Genomic DNA, 3,164 nt, shown 5'->3' on the forward strand with positions numbered 1-3,164 from the left:
AATGCTAGTTTTCATCCCAAGAACATTTTGGATGAACTTTGCATTCAAGATAAGCACTTTTTCTTACCTCTACCACCGTATTCACCAGATTTGAATCCTATTGAGCAGGCTTGGGCTATCTTGAAAAAGAAAGTGACAGATTTATTAAGGAAAGTTCCAAATGTTTTTGAATGTTTAAAGTGCTTTTTTAAAACTAAATGACTATACCGTATTGACGAATCAAATGATCAATACACCTACCTTGATACAAAATGGGATTATAAAACCAAGACCTACACTGCTACCTTACCAGAGACTGTCAATGGTCAAAAAGTATTTGCTTGGGCAAACGACTATGTAGAATTGAAACTTGAAAAACCAGGAGTTATCAGTCATTTCTACAAAGGGGGAGGAGCCTTTAAAACACTTTATCCGATTGTAAAAGCAGAAAGCTGGCTAAAAAATAATTACAGTGAAAAGTGGTACTATCAAAAACAAGGTCAACTAGTTCAAAATGCTTGGGTTAAGGACAGTGGAACTTGGTACTTTATGAATGATAAAGGAGTCATGTTCAATCAAACTGGCTCTATCAAGGTGGCAACTGGTATGTCTTTAAATCATCAGGAGCCATGATTGCTGGTGACTGGCTTTACGACCAAGGCAAGTGGTACTATTTATCAACTTCAGGAGATATGAAAGCAAGCGCTTGGGTTTATGATAAGGGAGAATGGTATTATGTAAGTTCTTCTGGTGCCATGCTTGCGAATGATTGGATCAAAGACAACGGCAAGTGGTATTATCTAGCTTCATCAGGTAAGATGCTTCGCAATACCTACACACCAGATGGTTACTACGTTGGCAACTCAGGTGCCTGGCAATAAGAATAAGAAGTCCTTTTCCTGCAAGGAAGAGGATTTTTACTTGCTTTTCTGCTGCTTCCTCATTTGTCCTGAAGCGTTTTTTGTGTTAAAATGAATGGTATGAAAGCTAAAAAAATGTGGATGGCAGGCTTGGCTCTGCTTGGTATTGGAAGCCTTGCCCTTGCTACGAAAAAAGTTGCAGATAACCGCAAGATCATGAAGACTCAGGAAGAGTTGACAGCGATTGTGCGAGACCATTTTTCAGACATGGGGGAAATTGCGACCCTCTATGTTCAAGTTTATGAAAGTAGTCTGGAGAGCTTGGTTGGTGGCGTCATTTTTGAGGATGGCCATGGCCGTCATTATACCTTTGTCTATGAAAATGAAGACCTAGTCTATGAGGAGGAAATTTTATGATACAACCAGCAAGTTTAGAAGAATTAGCATCATTAGTAGAAAAAGATGGCAAGAAGGTCTTTCTTTTTGTAGCAGACTGGTGTGGCGATTGTCGTTATATCTATCCTGCCTTGCCAGAAATTGAGGAGACCAATCCAGAGTTCACCTTTATTCGAGTGGACCGAGACCAGTATCTGGATTTGGCTAAACTCTGGGATGTTTACGGGATTCCTAGCCTTGTTGTTCTAGAAAAAGACAAGGAAATCGGCCGTTTTGTCAATCGCGACCGTAAAAGCAAGCAACAAATTAATGACTTTTTAGCAGGATTGAAATAGGAGAAAAGAGAAACAATGATTTTTACATATAACAAAGAACATGTCGGTGATGTCCTTATGGTCATCGTGAAAAATAGCGGAGATGCCAAACTGGATGTGGAACGCAAAGGAAATGTAGTTCGTGTTTTTGTCAAAGATAATGGAGAAACAGTGGCTTGGAATATTTTTGAAGTTTCAAGTTTGTTTGAAATTGAAGAGCGTGGGCAAGTATTTTTGTCAGATGAGCAAGTCGCTCGTTTGAACCAAGAATTGCAGGTGGAAGGTTTTACAGAAGAAATTGTCAATGACAAGGAACCTAAGTTTGTTGTTGGTGAAATTATCGAGATGGTAGCCCATCCTGATAGTGACCACCTCAACATCTGCCAAGTTGCAGTCGCAAGTGACAAGACAGTGCAAATCGTTGCAGGGGCTCCCAATGCGCGTGTTGGGTTGAAAACCATTGTGGCTCTTCCTGGAGCTATGATGCCAAAAGGCAATCTCATTTTCCCAGGCCAACTTCGTGGCGAAAAGAGTTTTGGCATGATGTGCAGTCCTTGTGAATTGCATCTGCCAAATGCTCCGCAAAAACGTGGTGTTATTGAATTATCAGAAGATCAAGTTGTCGGAACTCCATTTGATCCAGCTAAACACTGGACTGCCTAAGAAGTTGTTAATATCTGATAGACCAGCTAGAAGGAAATAAGATGGCAAAAAATGTAGTGATTACAGGAGCGACCTCAGGAATCGGTGAAGCGATTGCGCGCGCTTATCTGGAGCAGGGGGAGAATGTCGTTCTAACAGGACGACGGATAGACAGACTAGAAATCCTCAAGTCGGAGTTTGCAGAAACTTTTCCAAATCAAACAGTTTGGACTTTTCCCCTAGATATCACGGATATGACCATGGTAAAGACTGTCTGCTCTGATATTCTAGAAATGATAGGGAAGGTTGACATCTTGGTTAATAACGCCGGTCTGGCTCTAGGTTTAGCACCCTATCAGGATTATGAAGAGCTGGATATGCTGACCATGTTGGATACCAATGTCAAGGGTCTGATGGCGGTTACTCGCTGTTTCTTGCCAGCAATGGTAAAAGCCAATCAAGGTCATATTATCAATATGGGGTCAACTGCAGGAATCTATGCTTATGCGGGTGCAGCCGTTTACTCAGCCACCAAGGCTGCTGTCAAGACTTTTTCAGATGGACTGCGAATCGATACCATCGCAACGGACATCAAGGTGACGACCATTCAGCCTGGAATTGTCGAAACAGATTTCTCAACCGTACGTTTTCATGGAGACAAAGAGCGAGCTGAGGCGGTCTATCAGGGAATCGAAGCCTTGCAAGCTCAGGATATTGCAGATACAGTGGTCTATGTGACCAGTCAACCCCGTCGTGTGCAGATTACAGATATGACCATTATGGCCAATCAACAGGCGACAGGTTTCATGGTTCATAAAAAATAAAGAATTTTCTCGAAAAGTTACAAATTTCTGTAACTTTTTTTGATTTCCTGCGAATAGATAAGTAGGAGGAAGAAAGTTTGAAAAAAAGTAAAAATTGAATGAGATATTGTTTACCCAAATTTTGAGTACACTAAAAAGAGGTCTTGCTA

General features: G+C 41.1%; 5 protein-coding genes and 1 pseudogene. All 6 read left to right on the forward strand.

Going from position 1 to position 3,164, the window contains the following annotated elements:
• The coding region (locus tag FGQ53_RS11405) for a transposase (RefSeq protein WP_212744433.1) at positions 1–201 on the forward strand (201 nt) is incomplete at its 5' end.
• 3 nt (positions 202–204) lie between these two features.
• Positions 205–860, forward strand: a pseudogene (locus FGQ53_RS11410) (N-acetylmuramoyl-L-alanine amidase family protein); the annotation flags it as partial.
• Between the two features lie 90 nt (positions 861–950).
• Positions 951–1,256: a DUF4651 domain-containing protein gene (locus tag FGQ53_RS11415; protein ID WP_138338874.1), complete on the forward strand. Its 306-nt coding sequence runs from the start codon at positions 951–953 to the stop codon at positions 1,254–1,256.
• Positions 1,253–1,570, forward strand: a complete 318-nt coding sequence (locus tag FGQ53_RS11420; RefSeq protein WP_084911980.1) for a thioredoxin family protein — start codon at positions 1,253–1,255, stop codon at positions 1,568–1,570. The genes FGQ53_RS11415 and FGQ53_RS11420 overlap by 4 nt, the downstream gene beginning before the upstream one ends.
• Positions 1,571–1,585: 15 nt before the next feature.
• Positions 1,586–2,212, forward strand: a complete 627-nt coding sequence (gene ytpR, locus FGQ53_RS11425; protein WP_138338876.1) for a YtpR family tRNA-binding protein — start codon at positions 1,586–1,588, stop codon at positions 2,210–2,212.
• A gap of 41 nt (positions 2,213–2,253) precedes the next feature.
• Positions 2,254–3,015, forward strand: a complete 762-nt coding sequence (locus tag FGQ53_RS11430) for an SDR family NAD(P)-dependent oxidoreductase (RefSeq protein ID WP_138338879.1) — start codon at positions 2,254–2,256, stop codon at positions 3,013–3,015.
• Positions 3,016–3,164 lie beyond the last annotated feature (149 nt).

This window comes from Streptococcus mitis (assembly GCF_005844455.1).
Lineage (GTDB): Bacteria > Bacillota > Bacilli > Lactobacillales > Streptococcaceae > Streptococcus > Streptococcus mitis_BF.